13 protein-coding genes and 1 tRNA gene are annotated in these 16102 nt (G+C 71.4%); 9 read left to right on the top strand and 5 right to left on the bottom strand.

Annotated elements, in window-relative coordinates:
- Positions 1–11: 11 nt before the first annotated feature.
- From AC07A4_RS21095 to pth, 5 genes are all read left to right on the top strand, one after another.
- Positions 12–87 (top strand) — tRNA-Gln (locus tag AC07A4_RS21095).
- A 125-nt stretch (positions 88–212) separates the two neighbouring features.
- Entirely contained in the window at positions 213–1667 is a 1455-nt protein-coding gene (glmU, locus tag AC07A4_RS21090; protein ID WP_478601073.1) for a bifunctional UDP-N-acetylglucosamine diphosphorylase/glucosamine-1-phosphate N-acetyltransferase GlmU, read from the top strand.
- A gap of 159 nt (positions 1668–1826) precedes the next feature.
- On the top strand, positions 1827–2816 hold the full coding sequence (locus AC07A4_RS21085; RefSeq protein ID WP_478600783.1) for a ribose-phosphate diphosphokinase: 990 nt from the start codon (positions 1827–1829) through the stop codon (positions 2814–2816).
- Positions 2817–3001: 185 nt separating this feature from the next.
- Entirely contained in the window at positions 3002–3589 is a 588-nt protein-coding gene (locus AC07A4_RS21080; RefSeq protein WP_478600781.1) for a 50S ribosomal protein L25/general stress protein Ctc, read from the top strand.
- A gap of 73 nt (positions 3590–3662) precedes the next feature.
- Positions 3663–4274: an aminoacyl-tRNA hydrolase gene (gene pth, locus AC07A4_RS21075; RefSeq protein WP_478600779.1), complete on the top strand. Its 612-nt coding sequence runs from the start codon at positions 3663–3665 to the stop codon at positions 4272–4274.
- A gap of 226 nt (positions 4275–4500) precedes the next feature.
- Here pth and AC07A4_RS21070 read toward each other — a convergent pair whose 3' ends face one another.
- Both AC07A4_RS21070 and ppc read right to left on the bottom strand, forming a co-directional pair.
- Positions 4501–7614 (bottom strand): hypothetical protein, encoded by a 3114-nt coding sequence (locus tag AC07A4_RS21070; RefSeq protein ID WP_478600776.1) that lies wholly within the window; start codon positions 7612–7614, stop codon positions 4501–4503.
- 187 nt (positions 7615–7801) lie between these two features.
- Complete coding sequence (gene ppc, locus AC07A4_RS21065; protein ID WP_478601071.1) at positions 7802–10492, bottom strand: phosphoenolpyruvate carboxylase; 2691 nt, start codon at positions 10490–10492, stop codon at positions 7802–7804.
- 398 nt (positions 10493–10890) lie between these two features.
- Here ppc and AC07A4_RS21060 point away from each other — a divergent pair, with 398 nt between their 5' ends.
- Both AC07A4_RS21060 and AC07A4_RS21055 read left to right on the top strand, forming a co-directional pair.
- Positions 10891–11904 (top strand): acyl-CoA desaturase, encoded by a 1014-nt coding sequence (locus AC07A4_RS21060; protein WP_478600774.1) that lies wholly within the window; start codon positions 10891–10893, stop codon positions 11902–11904.
- The gene (locus tag AC07A4_RS21055; RefSeq protein ID WP_374120641.1) at positions 11901–12620 is read left to right on the top strand and encodes a TetR/AcrR family transcriptional regulator; all 720 of its coding nucleotides are present in this window, start codon (positions 11901–11903) and stop codon (positions 12618–12620) included. The genes AC07A4_RS21060 and AC07A4_RS21055 overlap by 4 nt, the downstream gene beginning before the upstream one ends.
- A 216-nt stretch (positions 12621–12836) precedes the next feature.
- Here AC07A4_RS21055 and AC07A4_RS21050 read toward each other — a convergent pair whose 3' ends face one another.
- The gene (locus AC07A4_RS21050; RefSeq protein WP_478600771.1) at positions 12837–13199 is read right to left on the bottom strand and encodes a VOC family protein; all 363 of its coding nucleotides are present in this window, start codon (positions 13197–13199) and stop codon (positions 12837–12839) included.
- Positions 13199–14026 carry a trans-aconitate 2-methyltransferase gene (locus tag AC07A4_RS21045; RefSeq protein ID WP_478600768.1) on the bottom strand — a complete coding sequence of 276 codons (828 nt, stop codon included), beginning with the start codon at positions 14024–14026 and terminating at the stop codon, positions 13199–13201. Before AC07A4_RS21045 ends, AC07A4_RS21050 begins: the two co-directional genes overlap by 1 nt.
- 119 nt (positions 14027–14145) lie before the next feature.
- Between AC07A4_RS21045 and tamR the strand changes: the two genes are divergently transcribed.
- Positions 14146–14643: a MarR family transcriptional regulator TamR gene (gene tamR / locus AC07A4_RS21040; RefSeq protein ID WP_478600765.1), complete on the top strand. Its 498-nt coding sequence runs from the start codon at positions 14146–14148 to the stop codon at positions 14641–14643.
- Here tamR and AC07A4_RS21035 read toward each other — a convergent pair.
- Positions 14602–15381, bottom strand: coding sequence for a LuxR C-terminal-related transcriptional regulator (locus AC07A4_RS21035; protein ID WP_478600762.1), 780 nt, complete (start codon positions 15379–15381; stop codon positions 14602–14604). The genes tamR and AC07A4_RS21035 overlap by 42 nt on opposite strands.
- Positions 15382–15627: 246 nt before the next feature.
- Here AC07A4_RS21035 and AC07A4_RS21030 point away from each other — a divergent pair, with 246 nt between their 5' ends.
- Positions 15628–16071 (top strand): GNAT family N-acetyltransferase, encoded by a 444-nt coding sequence (locus AC07A4_RS21030; RefSeq protein ID WP_478600760.1) that lies wholly within the window; start codon positions 15628–15630, stop codon positions 16069–16071.
- Positions 16072–16102: the final 31 nt, after the last annotated feature.

Raw genomic sequence — 16102 nt, 5'->3', positions numbered from 1 at the left:
CTCAAGCGCCGTCCCCCGTGGTGTAACTGGCAGCACACTGGTTTTTGGTACCAGTAGGACAAGGTTCGAATCCTTGCGGGGGAGCCACAGCAGACACGACCTCGGTTCGGGTCCTGACCGCAAGGTCGGGACCCGCCCCCGTTTCCGTCCCCTTACGCCCCGGTATCCTGCGGATGTCCACTCCCCAGCATCCGAAGCCGAAGGGCACCCCCGTGAGCGCCAATTGCCCGGCAGCCGTCGTCGTCCTCGCAGCGGGTGAGGGCACCCGTATGAAGTCGGCCACCCCGAAGGTTCTGCACGACATCTGCGGCCGCTCCCTGGTGGGGCACGTGCTGGCCGCCGCGCGCGAGCTCTCGCCCGAGCGGCTCGTGGCCGTCGTGGGGCACGAGAGCGAGCGCGTCACGGCGCACCTGGCCGAGATCGACCCGGACGTCCGCACCGCGTACCAGGCGGAGCAGAACGGGACGGGGCACGCGGTGCGGATCGGCCTGGAGGAGATCGGCGGCCGTCTCGACGGGACCGTCGTCGTGGTGTGCGGGGACACCCCGCTGCTGACCGGCGCGACGCTGAGGCGCCTCGCGGACACCCACGACGCGGACGGCAACGCGGTGACGGTGCTCACGGCGGAGGTGCCGGACGCCACCGGGTACGGCCGGATCGTGCGGGACGCCTCCGGTGCCGTGACGGCGATCGTGGAGCACAAGGACGCGACGGAGGGGCAGCGCGCGATCCGGGAGATCAACTCGGGTGTGTTCGCCTTCGACGGGCAGCTGCTCGTGGACGCGCTTGGCAAGGTGCGCACGGACAACAGCCAGGGCGAGGAGTATCTGACGGACGTCCTCGGCATCCTGCGGGAGGCGGGGCACCGGGTGGGCGCGGCCGTGGCGGTGGACCACCGGGAGATCGCGGGCATCAACAACCGGGTGCAACTGGCGGACGCCCGGCGGGTGCTGAACGACCGGCTGCTCACGGAGGCCATGCTGGCGGGCGTCACGGTGGTGGACCCGGCGTCCACGTGGGTGGACGCGACGGTGACGTTCGAGCGGGACGCGCTGGTGCACCCGGGTACGCAGTTGCAGGGGGCGACGCATCTGGGCGAGGGCGCGGAGGTCGGCCCGCACACCCGTCTGAAGGACACGGTGGTGGGTGCGGGCGCCCGGGTACAGAACGCGGTCGCGGAGGGTGCCGAGGTGGGTCCGGGGGCGGCGGTGGGTCCGTACGCGTATCTGCGGCCGGGCGCGCGGCTCGGTGCCCGGTCGAAGGCCGGGACGTACGTGGAGATGAAGAACGCGTCGATCGGTGAGGGCACGAAGGTGCCGCATCTGTCGTACGTGGGGGACGCGACGATCGGTGATCACACCAACATCGGTGCGGCGAGCGTGTTCGTGAACTACGACGGCGAGGCCAAGCACCACACGACGGTGGGGTCGCACTGCAAGACCGGTTCGGACAACATGTTTGTGGCTCCTGTCACGATCGGCGACGGTGCCTACACCGCCGCGGGTTCGGTGATCACGAAGGACGTGCCGCCCGGTTCGCTGGCTGTCGCCCGTGGCCAGCAGCGGAATATCGAGGGCTGGGTGGCCCGTAAGCGTCCGGGCAGCGCGGCGGCGAAGGCCGCGGAGGCGGCGTCCGGTGGCTCGGAGAACGCGGTCGGCGAAAGCTGACCGGAAAGCGGTGCGCTGATTACCGCGTACCGTGATAGGTGCACACCAATCGGCTGACTCGTGGCGCGGCCTATGTCCTGGGATGCGGGAAATCGCTCTGGGGCCTCTGGATGTCTCGCGGGTGCAGCAGCGGAAGAACTCGTCTGAGGAGACAGTGCTGTGACCGGGATCAAGACGACCGGCGAGAAGAAGTTGATGTTCTTCTCCGGCCGCGCCCACCCCGAGTTGGCCGAGGAGGTCGCCCACGAGCTGGGCATCGGCGTCGTGCCGACCAAGGCTTTCGATTTCGCCAACGGTGAGATCTATGTGCGCTACCAGGAGTCGGCGCGCGGCGCGGACTGCTTCTTGATCCAGAGCCACACGGCTCCGATCAATAAGTGGATCATGGAGCAGCTGATCATGATCGACGCTCTGAAGCGGGCTTCCGCGCGGAGCATCACCGTGATCGTGCCGTTCTACGGGTATGCCCGTCAGGACAAGAAGCACCGTGGTCGTGAGCCGATCTCGGCGCGTCTGGTCGCGGACCTGCTGAAGACGGCGGGCGCTGACCGCATCGTGTCGGTGGATCTGCACACGGACCAGATCGTGGGCTTCTTCGACGGGCCCGTGGACCACCTGTTCGCGCTGCCGATCCTCGCGGACTACGTGGGTGCGAAGGTCGACAAGGACAAGCTCACGGTCGTGTCCCCGGACGCGGGCCGGGTGCGTGTCGCCGACCGCTGGTGTGACCGTCTGGGCGCGCCGCTTGCGATCGTGCACAAGCGCCGTGACAAGGACGTCGCGAACCAGGTGACCGTCCACGAGGTCGTCGGCAACGTCGAGGGCCGAGTGTGCGTCCTGGTCGACGACATGATCGACACCGGTGGCACGATCTGCGCGGCGGCGGACGCCCTGTTCGCGCACGGCGCGGAGGACGTCATCGTGACGGCGACGCACGGTGTGCTTTCGGGTCCGGCGGCGGACCGGCTGAAGAACTCGAAGGTCAGCGAGTTCGTGTTCACGAACACGCTGCCGACGCCGAACGAGATCGAGCTCGACAAGATCACGGTCCTTTCGATCGCCCCGACGATCGCGAACGCGGTCCGGGAGATCTTCGAGGACGGCTCGGTGACCAGCCTCTTCGAGGAGCAGTCGGGTCCGCAGGACTGAGTCCCGCTTGATCGTTTTGTGGTGCGGCCTCCCCGCCGAGTAGACTGTCGAAGTTGCTCGGCGAGGGAGGCCGTTCGCGTTGTTCGCAGCGTGTTCACGGCGGTCCGTTATCGACGCGCTCTTCGTAGCAGGCCAGTCGTATGGCCGGGTGACACATCCGTTCACTTATCTACGAGGAGTGCTTCATGTCTGAGGTCAAGCTCAGCGCCGAGACCCGTTCCGAGTTCGGCAAGGGCGCCGCCCGCCGTATCCGCCGCGAGAACAAGGTTCCGGGCGTCCTGTACGGCCACGGCACGGACCCCGTCCACGTCACGCTGCCGGGTCACGACCTGATGATCGCCCTGCGCACGCCGAACGTCCTGCTGTCCCTGGACGTCGACGGCAAGAACGAGCTGGTCATCCCGAAGGCCGTGCAGCGTGACGCCCTCAAGGGCTTCATCAAGCACGTCGACCTGCTCCTCGTGAAGCGCGGCGAGAAGGTCACCGTCGAGGTCCCGGTCCACACCGAGGGCGAGCTGGCCGCTGGCGGCAACCTCCTGGAGCACGTGCTGAACACGCTCCCGATCGAGGCCGAGGCCACCCACCTCCCGGAGGCCGTCACCGTCTCCATCGCGGGCCTGGAGGCCGGTGCCTCCATCCACGCCAAGGACATCACGCTGCCCGCCGGTGCGACCCTGGCCGTCGACGGCGACACCGTCGTCCTGCAGGTCCTGGCCGCGCAGGCCGAGGAGGCCCCGGCCGAGGGTGCGGGCGACGAGGCCGCCGAGGCCTGAGCCGTACCGCAATGGCACTCCAACCGCCGCCCAGCGCCTGAGCGCTGGGCGGCGGTTGGGCTATGAAGGACCTATGAAGGACACGCAGATGACGACGGACCCGAGCGCGCCCTGGCTGATCGTGGGGCTCGGCAACCCCGGCCCCGGCTACGCCATGAACCGCCACAACGTCGGCTTCATGGTCGCCGACCTGCTCGCCGAGCGGATCGGCGGTTCCTTCAAGCGGGCCGCGAAGGCGCAGGCGCACGTCCTGGAGGGCCGGGTGGGTCCGATGGGCCCCGGCAGCCGCCGGGTCGTCCTCGCCAAGCCCGCCTCGTACATGAACCTGTCGGGCGGCCCGGTCACGGCCCTCCGCGACTTCTACAAGGTCCCGACGGCGAACGTCGTCGCGGTCCACGACGAGCTCGACATCGACTACGGGGTGCTGCGCCTGAAGCTGGGCGGCGGCGACAACGGCCACAACGGCCTGAAGTCCATGACGAAGGCCATGGGCTCCGACTACCACCGGGTCCGGTTCGGCATCGGCCGGCCGCCGGGGCGGATGCAGGTCGCGGACTTCGTCCTGAAGGACTTCTCCTCGGTGGAGCGCAAGGAGCTGGACTACTTCGTGGACCGGGCCGCGGACGCGGTGGAGTGCCTGGTGGTGGAGGGCCTGGAGCGGGCCCAGTCCACGTACAACTCCTGACCCGTCGCGGGGCGCCCCCCTGAGCCAGGGGGCGCCGCCTATCGCCGCTTCGCGGCTCGTCCTCAAACGCCGGACGGGCTAAGACCATCCGGCTCGGGCCGAGAAGATCCAGCCCGTCCGGCGTTTGAGGACGAGGCGCGAAGCGCCAATCGCTGTGAGCGGGGGAACGGGGGCAGCCGCACCCGGTTCGGGAAGGGGCGGGCCTGGGGCGTCCCACGCGGGCCACTCACATGTGGTCCCGCACCTCCCTCCGCCTCCGCGCCACCGCCGCGACCAACGCACCCGCGGCCATCAACGCCGCCGCGATCCCGGAGGCCAGCCAGGCGCCCCCGGCCCCGGTATCCGGCAGCGACGGCGGCTCGGACGTCACGGACGGCGAGGGCGGCTCAGTGGGCTCCGACGGGGACGGCGACGGGGAATCCGACGGGGACGGCGAGTCGGACGGCGAAGGCGAGTCCGAGGGCGAAGGCGAATCCGAAGGCGAGGGGGACGGCGACGGCGAGTCCGACGGGGACGGGGACGGCGAGGGCGAGTCCGACGGGGACGGGGACGGCGAGGGCGAATCCGACGGCGACGGGGACGGCGAGGGCGAATCCGACGGCGACGGAGACGGCGAGGGCGAATCCGACGGCGACGGAGACGGAGACGGCGAATCCGACGGCGACGGCGAATCCGACGGCGACGGCGAGTCCGACGGGGACGGCGACGGTGACGGCGCCGGATGGACCTCCGCCACCACCCACGGGGCCTCCGTCGCCAGCAACCCCCGCGTAGACCCGTCCCCCTGCCGCCGGTCCCCGGCAATCGCGATCTTGTTCCAGGTGCGCTCCCCGCCCTCGAAGGGCTCACCCCCGGCGGCCTGCTGAGGCACGGCCATCAGCCAGCGCAGCGTGTAGCGCTCGCCCGCGGCGAACACGTGGCCGTCGAAGTCGAAGCGGAGCGAGCGGACGCGGCTGAAGTCGGTGACCTGGTCGGCGGGGACGAAGGACGGGTCGGGCCGCCCGTCGCACTGGAAGGGGGCGCTGTCGTCGGGGGTGTTGTCCATCTCGGGGCGGCACGGGTCGGCCTCGGTGGAGTAGGTGATGGTGACGGGCGCGCCGCCCACGGCGATGGGCCCGGTGAGGGTGGGCCGCCACTGGCTGGTCACGTCGTCCCCGTAGCGTCCGCTGGTGACGCCGGTGGTGCGGGGCGCGGGCAGCAGGTCGTAGGCGACGACGTTGGTGAGGGCGGTGTTGCCCATGTTGCCGAGGACGGTGCGGTACTCGACGGTGCCGCCGATGGTGGACCGGCCGACCTGGTCCTCCTGTCCTGGGACCTCCGCGGAGCCCTTGAACGCGTCGTCCTCGTCGCCCTTGACCTCCTTGGTCACGAACAGGGCGGAGGATTCGGCGATGGCGAAGTCGTCGGTGGCCTCGGCGACGTTCTCGCTGGTGTCGCCGTCGCCGTCGATGTCGTGGGTGTCGGTGCCGCGGGTGTTGATGGGGCGTTCGGCGTCGTAGAGCCCGGCGCGGTTGCCCTGGTAGTCGGCGTCGGCGGGCGAGCCGCCGTAGGTGCCGCTGGCGATGCCGGGTGCGACGGTGGTGCGGAACTCGTAGCCGCACGAGGAGTCGTCGGCGGGGATCTCGGCGCCGGGTTCGGCGGTCAGTTCCACGCGGGTGCGGCCGTCGGCGGCGTCGGTGACGGTCTCGGTGAAGCGGTCGGCGGCCGGGCAGTAGTCGGGCTGGCCGTCGGCGAGGGTCCAGGAGCCCTTCACGTACGCGAGCTGGCGGGGTACGAGGTCCACGAAGCGGGGGCGCAGCGGGGACGAGCCGGTGCGGTAGCGGTCGTTGCGGAGGGTGATGGTCCAGGTGTGGCTGCCGCCGGGGCCGACCGGGGTGGGGTCGGTGGACTTGGTCAGCTCGGGCTGGGAGACCTCGGGTTCGATGTGGAAGCTGGTGCAGGACTCTTCGTCGGCGGTGCCGGCGTCGCCGGTGAGGTCGAGGCGGGCGCAGTTGTCGATGTCGCCGCTGTTGCCGGGGAGTTCGGAGGCGTCGGCGCGGCCCGCGATCTGGATGACGAGGTTGGTGCCCGCGGCGAGGCCGGGGACGTTGACGCGGACGGTGACGAGGTCGCCGAGGTCGCGCAGGTCGATGGTCTGCGAGGTGGGGGTGACGGTCTCGGTGCTGCCGTCGCGGCGGGTGACGGTCACGGTCCAGGTGCCGGAGTAGGCGCCGCCCGCGGGTGTCGAGAGGCTGAGGGTCTCGGCGTCGAATCCGGCGGGCAGCGCGTCGGTGACGCGGGCGTCGGCGGGGTCGGTGCCGGTGTTGCCGAAGCGCAGGACGTACGACACGCGCTGGCCGTCGGCGGCGAGGGGGGTGTCGACGGTTTTGCTGAGGGTGCCGGTGACTTCGCCGCCGCCGGTGCCGATGACGGTGTCGGCGCGGTCGGTCTTGGTGATCGTCTCGGTGTCGGGGCCGAGGGGGTCGCCGGTGAGGGTGGCGGTGTCGGTGAGGGTGGTGCCGTCGGCGACGTCGTCGCGGACCTTGACCCTGATCTCGTGGACGACGCCGTAGGGGAAGGTCTTGACCTGGGCGAGCTGGTCGCCGGGGCGGTCGGGTTCGGTGTCGACGGGCCAGCTGACGGTGCGCGTGTCGGGGTCGTAGGTGTATCCGGTGGGGGTGGCGTCGACGAAGTCGACGCCTTCGGGGAGGACGTCGCTGAGGACGGCGTTCTCCAGGGCGAGGTTGCCGCGCGGCCGGTTGGTGTTGCGCGGGTCGTTGGTGGCGGTGACCTTGTAGGTGAGGGTCTCGCCGGGGCGGGCGCGGGTGGGGCCTTCCTTGCGGATCGCCGGGTTGGGTTCGGCGGTGACCTCGACCTCGGCGGTGTCGGTGCTCGGGGTGCCGTCGCCGTTGGTGGCGGTGGCGGACATCTCGGCGCGCTGGTCGCCGGGGGGTGTCCAGTAGTCCTCGGTGGGCCAGCTGACGGTGAGCTGGGAGCTCTGGCCGCTGGCGATGGAGCTGTACTCGACGGTGACGCTGCCGTCGTCGTTGGCGGTGACGGCGGTGACGCCGGGCGGGTAGGGCTGGGAGACGACGCCCTTGCCGGAGGCTCCGGGCGGGGGTGTGAAGGTGACGGTCACGTCCTGGCAGTCGCCGGGGATGGAGCACTGGATGAAGCCGTTGTACGTGACGTGGTCGCCCGCCGGTACGGGGGAGGTGCCGGGGTCGAGGCGGACGCTCATGCGGGCGTCGGCGCGGGCCGCGCTGTCGTGCGGGACCAGGGCGAGTGCCGCGAGCGCGGCGAGCAGGACGGCGACCGTGGCGGCGAGCGCGCGACGGTACCGGTGAGCGATGAGAGCCACAGCACTTCCGACCAGGAGGGGACCTGAGGACGCGTCAACTGTGGGCCGTGCTCCCCTGGGGAAGCCGTTACGACAAGGCGATTAACCGCACTTTTCACCTGAAAGGCCCCCGCACCGGGTGGGTGCGGGGGCCTTTCGGCGCGTACTGCCGTATCGGCGCGTACCGCCGTATCAGCGCGTCACGACGTCAGCCGGTGTTGCGCAGGCCCGCGGCCACGCCGTTGACGGTGAGCAGGAGTGCCCGGGCGAGGAGCGGGTCGGCATCCGCGCCGGTGGCCGCCGCGTCGCGCTGCCGCTTGAGGAGCGCGACCTGGAGGTAGGAGATCGGGTCCAGGTAGGCGTCGCGGATGGCGAAGGTCTGCCGGAGCACGGGCTGGGCGTCCAGGAGTTCGGCGCCGCCGGTGACGCGCAGGACTTCGCTGACGGTCAGCTCGTGCTCGGCCTCGATGGCGGTGAAGATGTGCTGGAGCTCGTCGGGGACGAGGGTGTCGACGTAGTGGCGGGCGATCCTGAGGTCGGTCTTGGCCAGCGTCATCTCGACGTTGGAGAGGAAGTTCCGGAAGAAGTGCCAGTGCTCGTGCATCTCGTCGAGGACGGTGTCGAGACCGGCTTCGCGCAGGGCCTTGAGGCCGGAGCCCACGCCGTACCAGCCGGGGACGATCTGCCGGGACTGCGTCCAGCCGAACACCCAGGGGATGGCGCGCAGGCCGTCGAGCGAGACGCCCGAGCCGGGGCGGCGGGAGGGCCGGGAGCCCAGGTGCAGGTCGGCGAGCTGGTCGACCGGGGTGGAGGCGAGGAAGTACGTCGGCAGGTCCGGGTCCTCGACCAGCTTGCGGTAGGCGGCGTGGGCGGCGTCGGAGACGACGTCCATGGCCGCGTCCCAGCGGGCGAGGGCCTCGTCGGACTGGCGGGGCGCGGTGTGCAGGGCGGAGGCCTGGAGGGTGGCCGCGACGGTCAGCTCCAGGTTCTCCCTGGCCAGGGACGGCACCAGGTACTTGTCGGAGATGACCTCGCCCTGCTCGGTGACCTTGATCTCGCCTTCCAGGGTGCCCCAGGGCTGGGCGAGGATCGCGTCGTGGGAGGGGCCGCCGCCGCGGCCGACGGTGCCGCCGCGGCCGTGGAAGAGGCGCAGGCGGACGCCATAGCGGTGGGCGACGTCGCGCAGGCGGCGCTGGGCGCGGTGGATCTCCCACTGCGAGGTCGTGATGCCGCCGAACTTCGACGAGTCGGAGTAGCCGAGCATGACCTCCTGGACGTCGCCGCGCAGGGCGACGAGGCGGCGGTAGGAGGGGTCGGCGAGCATCTCGTCGAGGATGACGTCGGCGGCGCGCAGCTCGTCGGTGGTCTCCAGGAGCGGCACGATGCCGATCTTCGCCCAGCCGGCGTGCAGGTCGATCAGGCCCGCCTCGCGGGCGAGGACGGCGGCGGCGAACACGTCGTCGGCGCCCTGGCACATGGAGATGATGTACGACTCGATGACTTCCGGGCCGAAGACCGCGAGGGCCTTCTTGACGGTCTCGAAGACGCCGAGGGTCTTCTGTCCGGCGGCGTCCAGGGGCGCCGGGGACGGCGCGAGGGGGCGGCGGGAGCGGAGTTCCTTGGCGAGGAGCTTCTGGCGGTACTCGCGCGGCATGTCCGCGTACCGCCAGGATTCCTCGCCGAGGCGGTCGAAGAGCTGGCCGAGGGCGTGGTGGTGGGCGTCGGCGTGCTCGCGTACGTCCATGGTGGCGAGCTGGAGGCCGAAGGCGGCCAGCGTGCGGATGGTGCGGTTCATGCGGCCGTCGGCGAACAGGGCGCCCTTGTGCGCGCGCAGCGAGGCCTGGATGAGGGTGAGGTCGTGCAGGAGCTCGGCGGTGCCCAGGTAGTCGCGGCCGGGTTCGTGGGCGGTGCCCTTGGCGAGGCGCTGCTTGGTGTTCTCCAGCTTCTGCCGGACGCAGGTGGCCTTGAGGCGGTAGGGCTCTTCGGCGTTGAGGCGCTTGTAGCGGGGGCTGATCTCCGGCAGGCGCTCCAGGTCGGTCTGGAGGGAGGCGAGGAGGTCCTCGGTGGCGCCGGTGTAGCGGATGGAGTTCGACAGGAAGCCGCGCAGCTCGTCGATCACTTCGAGGGCGTCGTTGATGCCGTGCTCGTGCTGGAGGATGAGGACGTCCCAGGTGACGTCGGGCGTCACGTTGGGGTTGCCGTCGCGGTCGCCGCCGATCCAGGTGCCGAAGGTCAGCGGGCGTGAGCCTTCGGGGAGCTGGACGCCGACGCGCTCCAGTTCCGCCGTCAGGTCCTCCAGGACGTCGCCTACCGCTCCGGCGTGCAGTTCGTCGAGGTAGTAGATGGCGTTGCGGGCCTCGTCGGCGGGCTCGGGGCGGACCACGCGCAGTTCGTCGGTCTGCCAGACGAGGTCGATGTTCTCGGCGAGGCGGATGTCGTGGCGGCGCCGGTCGGATTCGATGACCGGGGTTTCCAGGAGTTCGGCGACGCGGCGCAGCTTGTTGAGGACGGAGCGGCGGGCGGCCTCGGTGGGGTGGGCGGTGAAGACGGGCCGCACGTTGAGGTGCTCGACCGTCTGGCGCAGGTGCTCGGGGTCGGCGTCCTTGAGGCGGTCGGCGGTGCGGGCGAGGAGGCCGCCCTCGGCGGCGCGGCGGGCGCGCAGCTCGCGGCCGCGGTGCACTTGCTCGGTGACGTTGGCGAGGTGGAAGTAGGTGGAGAAGGCGCGTACCAGCTTGGCGGCGGTCTCCAGCTCGGTGCCGCCGAGGAGCTTGGCGGCGGCCTCGCCGTCCTCGCGGGTCAGGCGGCGGACCTTCTCGACGAGGTCGAGGAGCTCGGGTCCTTCCTGGCGGACGAGGGTCTCGCCGAGGAGGTCGCCGAGGCGGCGGATGTCGGCGCGCAGCTCGCTGTTGGCCGTGGCCGTCGCGGTGCTCGTCGCGGCCGTCGCGGTGCTCGTCGCGGCCTGCGGGGCGGTCTGGTCGTCGGCACTGCTCACAGGTGCGGCTCCTTGCGGTGAATCCCGCCGCGTGGGGGCGGGAGACGGGGTGGGCACGTCTGGGAGGGGTCCCGGCGGATGAACCGGGGAAATATCAGAGCGGACCGCGCTGTCCGACCGATCCAAGGATAGGTGTCGATGCGCTCCGGCCGTCTCTCGGCCTCTTGCCGCGGCGCCGCGCGCTGCGATACTTACGTGCCCGTAGGTTACGGTCCCGTAGGCGGTGCGTGCGCGGCACTTCCGCGGGCACTCGCCCTCCTGGCACCTGCACGTGCCGTCACCCTCGACCCCCCAGGGGAACGCCCATGACCACAAGCCCCGACGTCATCGAAGAATCGCAGGGGGCGCCCACAGGCGCCCCGCTCCCGTCCGCGACGCTGGGCGGCGAGAAGAAGCGGTCCCTCGAGCAGATCACGCTGCTGCTGTTCATCGTCGTCCCGTTCCTGGCCCTGGTCGCGGCGGTGCCGCTGGCCTGGGGCTGGGGCGTGAGCTGGCTGGACCTCGGTCTGCTCGTCTTCATGTACTACGTGGGCTGCCACGGCATCACGATCGGTTTTCACCGGTACTTCACGCACGGTTCCTTCAAGGCGAAGCGTCCGTTGCGGATCGCGCTCGCGGTCATGGGTTCGCTCGCGGTGGAGGGGCCGCTGGTGCGCTGGGTGGCCGACCATCGCAAGCACCACAAGTTCTCGGACGCGGAGGGCGACCCGCACTCGCCGTGGCGGTACGGCGAGAGCGTGCCCGCGCTGATGAAGGGCCTGTGGTGGGCGCACGTGGGCTGGATGTTCGACGAGGAGCAGACGCCGCAGGAGAAGTACGCGCCGGATCTGATCAAGGACCCGGCGATCCGCGCCGTCTCGCGCCAGTTCATCCTGTGGACGCTGGTCTCCCTCGCGTTGCCGCCGCTGGTCGGCGGTCTGGTCACGATGTCCTGGTGGGGCGCGGTCACGGCGTTCTTCTGGGGCTCACTCGTCCGGGTGGCGCTGCTGCATCATGTGACGTGGTCGATCAACTCCATCTGCCACGCCGTCGGCAAGCGGCCCTTCCGGTCCCGGGACCGCTCCGGGAACGTGTGGTGGCTGGCGGTCCTGTCCTGCGGCGAGTCCTGGCACAACCTCCACCACGCCGACCCGACGTCCGCGCGGCACGGGGTGATGCGGGGCCAGCTCGACTCCTCGGCGCGCCTCATCCGCTGGTTCGAACAGCTCGGCTGGGCGTACGACGTACGCTGGCCGTCGAAGGACCGGATCGACGCGCGCCGCAAGCCGGCCGACACGGTGGATGCCCCGGGCAATCACCAGGCCGCAGACGCGGCATGATGGAACACGTGGCGACCGACTCCAGCACCCCGGGCACGAAGGGCTCCTCGCGAGCCCCGAAGAGCCCGTCGAATTCGAACAACGACAAGCCCCGGCGTACGCGCCGGACCCGGATGACCGGCGCCGAGCGCCGCGAACAGCTGCTGGACATCGGCCGCACCCTGTTTGCCGCCAAGGGCTTCGAAGGCACCTCGGTGGAGGAGATCGCGGCGAAGGCCGGGGTCTCCAAGCCCGTCGTGTACGAGCACTTCGGCGGCAAGGAGGGCCTGTACGCGGTCGTGGTGGACCGCGAGATGCGCCAGCTCCTCGGCATGGTGACGGGCTCCCTGACGGCCGGGCACCCGCGTGAGCTCTGCGAGCAGGCGGCCTTCGCCCTCCTCGACTACATCGAGGAGTACACGGACGGCTTCCGCATCCTGGTCCGCGACTCCCCCATCCCGCAGTCCACGGGCTCCTTCGCGTCCCTGATCTCCGACATCGCGACGCAGGTGGAGGACATCCTCGGCCAGGAGTTCAAGACCCGCGGCTTCGACCCGAAGCTGGCGCCGCTGTACGCGCAGGCGCTGGTCGGCAGCGTGGCCCTCACCGGCCAGTGGTGGCTGGACGTACGCAAGCCCAAGAAGGCGGAGGTCGCCGCGCACCTGGTGAACCTGGCCTGGCACGGCCTGGACGGCCTGGAGCCGAAGCCGCGCCTGATAGGCCACCGCAAGTCCTAGGCGGACGGCGACACCGCCGGATCAGCGCTATCTCCCACCCGCCCGCCCTTACACCTGCGGCTACCCCCGCACCCCCCGACCTAGCGGCTCGCGGGTGAGTTTTCAGCCCGTCCGGCGTTTGAGGACGAGGCGCGGAGCGCCAACGGCTTTGAGCGGGGGGACGGGGGCAGCCGCACCCGGATCGGGAAGGGGCGGGCCTGGGGCGCCCCGCGAGGGCTACGGCAGCGGCTCCAGGAACTCCAGCCGGTTGCCCACCGGATCCTCGGTGAAGAAGCGGCGATGCCCCGGCAACCCGGAATCCCACTCGACCGGCGCCCCACCTGCGGCGAGCCGCACGGCACACGCGTCGATCCCCACGACCCGCAGCCCGGGATGGGCTTTCCGCGCGGGCCGGAACCCGGCCTCCACCCCGAGGTGGAGCTGGACGGCCCCCGCCCGGAACCAGCACCCGCCCCGCCCCGCGAGGGCCACCGGCTTGGGCACCTCCGTCATCCCGAGGACACCCACGTAGAAGGCGCGGAGTTCCGGCTCGCTGCCGGGCGGCGCCGCCAGCTGCACATGGTCCAGGGCCACCAGCATCACGCGCCCCCGGTGGTGCGGGCCACGGCGAAGAGCCGCCGGAAGGGGAAGACGGTGCCGTAGGGCCGGGCCGGATAGGCCTCGCGGAGCAGTGCCCCGTACTCCTCCAGAAAGTCCTCGACCGCGCCCGGGTCGTCGGCGAGCGCGGTGAGGACGGGCCGCAGGCCGGTGCCCTTGACCCAGTCGAGGACGGGGTCGGGCCCGCTGAGGACCTGGAGGTAGGTGGTCTCCCAGACGTCGGCTTCGCAGCCGAGGCCGCGCAGGAGGTCCAGGTAGGCGTCCGGCGCGAGGACGGCGTCGGCGTGCCGCAGGCACCCCGCGAGGCGCTCGCGCCAGCGCGGCGACGCCGCGAGGCCCCGCATGAGGGCGTGGCTGGGGGCGTCGAAGTTGGCGGGCACCTGGAAGGCGAAGGTGCCGCCGGGCGCGAGGGCGGCGATCCAGGCGGCGAACGATCCGGTGTGCCCGGGCACCCACTGGAAGGTGGCGTTGGACAGGATCAGGTCGTACGGCTGTGCCGGCACCCATGCCGCGAGGTCGGCGTGGGCGAAGTCCACGCGGCCGCCGCCGGGGGTGGGGCCCGCGTGGGACGAGGCGCGCGCCAGCATCTCGGGCGAGTTGTCGTAGCCGGTGATGCGGGCGGTGGGCCAGTGCGCGGCGATGAGCGCGGTGGAGTTGCCGGGGCCGCAGCCGAGGTCGGCGATGGTCAGGCCGTGTCCGTCGCGGGGTGCGGCCACCTGGGCGAGCAGGTCCCCGAGGGCGCGGTTGCGGTGTCCGGCGTGGCGCAGGTACTGCTGCGGGTCCCAGGTGGGCGAGGCGGGGGACGGCATGGGGGTGCTCCTTCGCGACTCGGCGGCGCGGCCGGTTCAGCGGGCCGCCGCCATCCTGACCCCATAACTATCTTGACGTCAAGAGACTTCATGTCGACAGACCCCCTACACTGATCGTCATGGAGGACGAGGTCGACCGGCTGGTCGCTGCATGGCGTCGGGAGCGCCCTGACCTCGACGTGGAACCGCTCGAGGTGCTGAGCCGCGTGAGCAGGCTGGCGCGCCACCTGGACCGGGCACGTCGACTGGCGTTCTCCGAGCACGAGCTGGAGCCCTGGGAGTTCGACGTCCTGACGTCGCTGCGGCGCGCGGGCGCGCCCTATCAGCTGTCGCCGGGCCAGCTCCTGACCCAGACCCTGGTGACGTCCGGCACGATGACGAACCGCATCGACCGCCTCACCAAGAAGGGCCTCGTCGAGCGCCTCCCCGACCCCAGCGACCGCCGCGGCGTCCTGGTGCGGCTCACCGACGAGGGGCGCGACCGCGCCGACCAGGCCCTGGCGGGCCTGCTCGACCAGGAGCGCGCCATCCTCGCCGAGCTCTCCCGGGCCCAGCGCGGTGAACTGGCCGCGCTGCTACGCCAGTTGACCGCCCCGTTCGACAACGTCCCCGGCTAGGTCGACGGGTCCGACGCCAGCCCTGCGGGCGAGGGCGACGGCGGCGAGCGTGGAGTGCACGCCGAGCTTGCCGAGCACGTTCTGCATGTGCGTGCGGACGGTGTGCGGGGACAGGAACAGGCGTTCCGCGACGGCCTTGCGGCCGAGGCCCGCGACCATGCAGCGCAGCACCTCGCGCTCGCGCGGGGTGAGCGACTCCACGAGCCGCTCGCTCTCCGTGCGGTGCTTGCGGGCCGCGGTGAGCTCGCGCAGGACGCCGGTGAGCAGGGCGGGCGGCAGATGCGTCTCGTCCCTCAGCACGCCGCGGATGACCGTGAGCAGCCGGGACAGCGAGCAGTCCTTGGCCACCCAGCCCGACGCCCCGGCCTGCAGCGCGAGCGCCGCCCGGCGCGGGTCGTCCTTCTCCGCGAGGACGACCGTCCGCACCGCGGGCTGGGCCGAACGCACCCCCATCACCAGGGAGATGCCGTCGACCAGGCCGTCCGCCTGCCCGTCGTGCACCGGCACGGCCGGGCGGGCCGCGCTCTGCAGCGCGGGCGCGGAGCCGCCGAGGTCGGCGTCCACGAGCAGGACGTCGTATCTGCGGCCCTCGGCGGCCGCCCGGTCAAGGCAGCGCAGCGCCGCCGGGCCGCTGCCCGCGGCGGACACGTCCACATCGGGCTCGGCGGCGAGCGCGGCCGCGAGTGACTCGGCGAAGATGCGATGGTCGTCGACGACCAGGACTCGGATTCGAACCACGGAAACCCCCACAGGCTGGAGGACGGTGGACCTGGTGCGGATACGGCGCCCGGCGCGAGAGCCACCGCAGCCGCACGGCCGCCGCCGTGCCCTGACTGCCACCCCCACGCCGGGCGTCGTACCCGACTGTCTCGCCCCCTGAACGGCGCCGGCCCCCACCGGCGCTGCCCTTCAGAGTACGGACGGGGGCCCGGAGCGGAAGTGGATTTGCAGAACTGATTGTCCGGCGCGTTTATCGTGAGCCGTATGTTTCGTATTGAGGCAGGAGTCGACAAAGAACGGCTTCGTCTGCTTCGGGCGCGGCTGCGAGCGGCCAATACGGCCGTGTCACCGGTGCTGCGGGCGATGCGGGGGACTCCCGCGGAGCGGGAAGTGCCGCTCGGGGTCTGGGCGTTGGACCGCGAGAACGAACTGGTGGGGGGCCTGTCCGGGCACACCTGGGCGGGGTGGCTGCATGTGGGCCTGCTCTGGGTCGCGGAGGGGGCGCGGGGGGCCGGGCTCGGGGGGCGGTTGCTCGCGGAAGGGGAGCGGGTGGCTCGGGTGGAGCGGGGGTGTCGGCGGGCACGCCTTGAGACGTGGGACTTTCAGGCGCCGGACTTCTACCAGAAGTACGGGTATGAGGTGGTGTGCGCGATTCCGGATTATCCGGAGGGGGTTACGGAGTACACCCTGACGAAGCCGCTGCCGTAGCCCGCGTGGGACGCCCCAGACCCGCCCCTTC

Source organism: Streptomyces sp. NPDC043996 (assembly GCF_056435225.1).
This window is presented reverse-complemented; position numbering and strand designations above follow the sequence as displayed.